The organism is Cellulomonas biazotea, from assembly GCF_004306155.1.
Lineage (GTDB): Bacteria > Actinomycetota > Actinomycetes > Actinomycetales > Cellulomonadaceae > Cellulomonas > Cellulomonas biazotea.
In genome coordinates, this window is the sequence record NZ_BIMR01000351.1 from 1 (window position 1) to 4,827 (window position 4,827).

4 protein-coding genes are annotated in these 4,827 nt (G+C 72.8%); all 4 read left to right on the plus strand.

Annotation, left to right across the window (positions count from 1 at the left end; translation table 11 throughout):
* Nucleotides 1-144 precede the first annotated feature (144 nt).
* The 4 genes from CBZ_RS18350 to CBZ_RS18365 are packed head-to-tail and all read left to right on the plus strand — an operon-like array spanning nucleotide 145 to nucleotide 4,355.
* A complete protein-coding gene (locus CBZ_RS18350; protein WP_130782908.1) occupies nucleotides 145-1,287 on the plus strand; it encodes an ABC transporter ATP-binding protein in 1,143 nt (380 codons plus the stop codon).
* The gene (locus CBZ_RS18355; RefSeq protein WP_130782909.1) at nucleotides 1,284-2,264 is read left to right on the plus strand and encodes an ABC transporter permease; all 981 of its coding nucleotides are present in this window, start codon (nucleotides 1,284-1,286) and stop codon (nucleotides 2,262-2,264) included. Before CBZ_RS18350 ends, CBZ_RS18355 begins: the two co-directional genes overlap by 4 nt.
* A gap of 1 nt (nucleotide 2,265) precedes the next feature.
* Entirely contained in the window at nucleotides 2,266-3,261 is a 996-nt protein-coding gene (locus CBZ_RS18360) for an ABC transporter permease (RefSeq protein WP_130782910.1), read from the plus strand.
* Nucleotides 3,258-4,355, plus strand: coding sequence for an ABC transporter ATP-binding protein (locus tag CBZ_RS18365; protein WP_246013533.1), 1,098 nt, complete (start codon nucleotides 3,258-3,260; stop codon nucleotides 4,353-4,355). The genes CBZ_RS18360 and CBZ_RS18365 overlap by 4 nt, the downstream gene beginning before the upstream one ends.
* The last annotated feature ends 472 nt before the right edge of the window (nucleotides 4,356-4,827 follow it).

Sequence of the window (4,827 nt, forward strand, 5' to 3'; positions counted from 1 at the left end):
GTCCGCTGGCCGCCCGGATCGTCATGAACCTGGAGCCGACGCAGGACTGACCGACCCGCTCCCGGTGGTGCGGCGGCGACCCCCCGCCGCACCACCGGGACACCCGTCCTCGCCGACCCCTCCACCCAGCCCACAGGTGAGCTCATGACCCTCCCCGCAGAACCGGCCGCGCCCCCCGCGGTCCCGGCCGAGACGCCCGTGCTGCAGGCCGTCGACCTGCGCAAGCACTTCGTCACCGGCTCGTTCCGGCGTCGCGCCCTCGTGCACGCCGTCGACGACGTCAACCTGTCCCTGCACCGCGGCCGCGTCGTCGCGCTCGTCGGCGAGTCCGGCTCGGGCAAGTCGACGATCGCGCGCCTGCTGTCGCAGCTGCTGCCCGCGACGGGCGGGCAGATCCTGCTGCACGGCCAGGACGCCACGGCCCGCCGCAGGCCCGCGTTCCGCCGGTACGTGCGGCGCGTCCAGATGATCTTCCAGGACCCCTTCGGGTCGCTGAACCCCGTGCACACCGTCCGCTACACGCTGACCCGCAGCGTCCGGATCCACCAGGGCCGGCTGCGGGGCGCGGAGCTCGAGACGGCCCTGACGACCCTGCTGGAGCGCGTGCAGCTCACGCCGCCCGAGCGGTACGTCGACAAGTTCCCGCACGAGCTGTCCGGCGGGCAGCGGCAGCGCGTCGCGATCGCCCGCGCGCTGGCCGCGGACCCCGAGGTGCTGCTCGCCGACGAGCCGATCTCGATGCTCGACGTCTCGATCCGCCTCGGCATCCTCAACCTGCTGCGCGACCTGCGCGACCGCCTGCAGATCGCGATCCTCTACATCACGCACGACATCGCGTCGGCCCGGTACTTCGCCGACCGGACGATGGTCATGTACGCCGGACGGATCGTCGAGACGGGCGACTCCGAGTCCGTCACGCAGGACCCGCGGCACCCGTACACGCAGCTCCTCGTGCGGTCCGCGCCCGACCCCGACGACCTCGACGCGCGCGCCCGGGGCGCCCGCGGCGAGGCGCCGTCCCTGGTCCGGCCGCCGTCCGGCTGCCGGTTCAACCCGCGCTGCCCGTTCGCGACCGACGTCTGCCGGAGCGAGGTGCCGCCGCTGATGCCCGTCGGCGAGGGCCGCGAGGCCGCCTGCTGGGGCTACTCCGACCGTCCCGACCGGCCACGGCTCGGTGACGTGCTCGACGCGTACGGGGAGCGCCCGTCGATCGACGTGGACCTCCTGCACGTCGGCGCGGACGCCCCGGGCACGGCGGCCGTCGAGACCAAGGAGGGCGACCGGTGAGGTTCTTCGTCCGCCGCGGCATCTTCTACGTCGTCACCGCCTGGGCCGCGGTGACCATCAACTTCGTCATCCCGCGCCTCATGCCCGGCGACCCGGTCAAGGCGATCATGGCGAAGTCGCAGGGGCGCCTGGACTCGTCCGCCGAGGCGGCCATCCGCACCCTGTTCGGGCTGGACGAGAACCGGTCCGTCTGGCAGCAGTACCTCGACTACTGGAACCTGCTGCTGCACGGCAACCTCGGCGTCTCGTTCACCTACTACCCGACGCCCGTCGCCGAGATGATCCAGCAGACCCTGCCGTGGACCGTCGGGCTCGTCGGCGTCGCGACCGTCATCGCGTTCGTCGTCGGCACCCTGCTCGGCACGGGCATCGGGTGGCGGCGCGGCACGTGGGCCGACTCGCTGCTGCCGATCTCGACGTTCTTCTCCGCCGTGCCGTACTTCTGGCTCGGGCTCGTCGTCATCGCGATCTTCTCCGTGAACCTCGGCTGGTTCCCGTCGTCCGGCGCCTACGACCGGTCGATGGTCCCCGCGTTCACCCCCGAGTTCGTCGGGTCCGTCCTCTACTACGGGACGCTGCCCGCGCTGACGATCGTCGTCTCGTCGATCGCCGGCTGGATCCTCGGGATGCGGAACATGATGGTGACCGTCTCCTCCGAGGACTACGTGACGGTCGCGCAGGCCAAGGGCCTGTCCGAGCGGGCCGTCGTCTTCGGCTACGCCGCGCGGAACGCGATCCTGCCGCAGATCTCGTCGTTCGCCCTGTCCCTCGGCTTCATCGTCGGCGGGACGCTCATCATGGAGATGGTCTTCTCCTACCCGGGCATCGGCTTCCTGCTCTACAACGCGACGACCAACCACGACTACACGCTCATGCAGGGCTGCTTCCTCGTCATCACCCTGTCCGTGCTGGTCGCGAACATCGTCGCCGACTTCGTCTACGCCGCGCTCGACCCGCGCACCCGGCAGGAGGGCTGACATGGCCGTCGAGACATCCGTCCTCACCGAGACCGAGGACGTCGCGACCGACGCGACCGCCCCCGTCACCGGCAGGCGCAAGCTGCTGTTCCTGCGCAACGCCAAGGCGCTCACCGGCCTCGGGATCCTCGCGTTCTTCGGCGTGCTGGCCGTGATCGGGCCGTGGATCGCGCCCTACGACCCGAGCGCCGTGAGCGCCGACATCCTGCAGCCGCCGTCGGGCGCGCACTGGTTCGGCACCACGCACGTGGGGCAGGACATCCTGTCGCAGGTGCTCGTCGGGACCCGCGGCGTGCTCGTCGTCGGGCTCGTCGCCGGGGTCCTCGCGACCGTCATCGGCGTCCTCATCGGCGTCACCGCCGGGTTCGTCGGGGGAGCGGGCGACGAGACGCTGTCCGCGCTGTCGAACATCTTCCTGGTCATCCCGCAGCTGCCGCTCATCATCCTCATCGCCGGGCAGCTCCCGTCCGCGGGCGGGCTGACCGTCGCGGCCGTCATCGCCGTGACCGGCTGGGCGTGGGGCGCGCGCGTCCTGCGCGCCCAGACCCTGTCGCTGCGCAAGCGCGACTTCGTCGAGGCCGCCCGCGCCAACGGCGAGCGGACCTGGCGGATCGTCCTCGCCGAGATCATGCCGAACCTCACCGCGATCATCGCCGCCGGGTTCGTCGGCACCGTGACGTTCGCGGTCCTCTCGCAGATCACGCTCGCGTTCATCGGCGTCACGTCGGTGTCCGAGTGGAACTGGGGCACCATCCTGTTCTGGGCGCAGGGCAACCTCGCGCTGCAGCGCGGCGCGTGGTGGTGGTTCGTCCCCGCGGGCCTGTGCATCGCCCTGCTGGGCATGGCCCTCACCCTCATCAACTTCGGCATCGACGAGTTCGTCAACCCGCGCCTGCGCAGCACCGGGCTGCACGCCCGCGAGCTGCGCCGCCGCGGGATCCGCCCGCGCATCGGCTTCACGCCGGTCGTGCACGAGGCCAAGGAGGACCGGTCGTGAGCCTGCTCTCGCCCACCCCCGCGGGGCGGGCCGTCCCCGCCGCCGACCCCGTCCTGGAGATCCGCAACCTCTCCGTCGACTACGGCTACGACGAGAGCCCCGTGCACGTCCTGCGGCAGGCGTCGCTGACGCTCAACCGCGGCGAGGTCCTCGGCCTCGCGGGCGAGTCCGGCTGCGGCAAGTCGACCCTCGCGTACGCCGCGACCCGGCTGCTCCCGCCGCCCGGGCTCATCACCGGCGGGCAGGTGCTGTTCCACGGCCGCGACGGCTCGACCGCCGACATCCTGTCGATGTCCGACGCCGAGCTGCGCGCGTCCCGCTGGCAGGACCTCGCGATCGTCTTCCAGGGCGCGATGAACTCCCTCAACCCGGTGTTCCGGGTCGGGCGGCAGATCGCCGACGCGATCCGCGCGCACCGCCCCGGCGTCTCCCAGAAGGAGGCGCTGGAGCGCGCCGCCGACCTGCTCGACATGGTCGGCATCTCCCCGGACCGGCTGCGCGCCTACCCGCACCAGCTCTCCGGCGGCATGCGGCAGCGCGTCATGATCGCCATGGCCCTCGCCCTGGACCCGCAGGTCCTCATCATGGACGAGCCCACGACGGCCCTCGACGTGGTCATGCAGCGGCAGATCGTCGAGCAGATCGCCGAGCTCCGCGACCGCCTCGGGTTCTCCGTCATCTTCATCACGCACGACGTCTCGCTGCTCATCGAGATCGCCGACCGCATCGCCATCATGTACGCCGGCGAGATCGTCGAGGACGCCACCGCGCAGGACGTCTACCGTCGCCCGCGGCACCCGTACTCCGACGGGCTGCTGCACTCCTTCCCGCCGCTGCGCGGCCCGCGCCGCGAGCTCGGCGGCATCCCCGGCTCCCCGCCCGACATGGCGCGGCTGCCGTCCGGGTGCCCGTTCCGGGCCCGCTGCCGGTTCGCGTTCGACGCGTGCGCGCACGTCCAGCCCGAGCTCGTCGCCCCCGACGTCCCCGGCGACGACCCGCGCCGGACCGTGGCGTGCCTCCGACACGACCCGTCGCGCGTCGAGGCGGCGGGGTTCACGCCCGTGCCCGTCCCCCCGGAGCTCGCCCTGCGCTGAGCCCCGTCCGGGCGGCCGCGCCGGTCGCCCCTCGATCCACCGCTCCGTCCCGGGAAGCACTGTGGGCGGTCGCGTCCCTCCGGTCGCGACGACCCGGGACGGAGCGGTGCTCCGCCGACGCCGGTGTGGAAGGTCTGTCGCGCTGGCCGCACCAGACGTTCCACACCGGTGCTGTGCCGGGGCCTGGCCGACGGCGACGACCGGGCGACGACCCCGTCGCGGCGCTCCGCCGATGTCGGCGTGGAAGGTCTGTCGCACTGGCCGCACCAGACCTTCCACACGGGGTGCTGCGGTGGGTCTCGTCACGGCGACGACCCGGCGGCGACCCCGTCGTGGCCACCGGTTGGCGCCCCGTCGTCGCGAGGCCGGGCGCCGACCCCGTCCTGGCGACCGCTCAGCCGTCCGGATCGGGCGCCAGGACGGGGTCGGGCAAGGGGGCGGGTGAGGGAGAGCGTGCGGCCGAGGCCGAGGC

Excerpts from the sequence above, each read along its gene's own strand:
- CBZ_RS18360 (WP_130782910.1), top strand. The coding sequence starts at position 2,266 with ATGGCCGTCGAGACATCCGTCCTCACCGAGACCGAGGACGTCGCGACC.
- CBZ_RS18350 (WP_130782908.1), top strand. The coding sequence starts at position 145 with ATGACCCTCCCCGCAGAACCGGCCGCGCCCCCCGCGGTCCCGGCCGAG.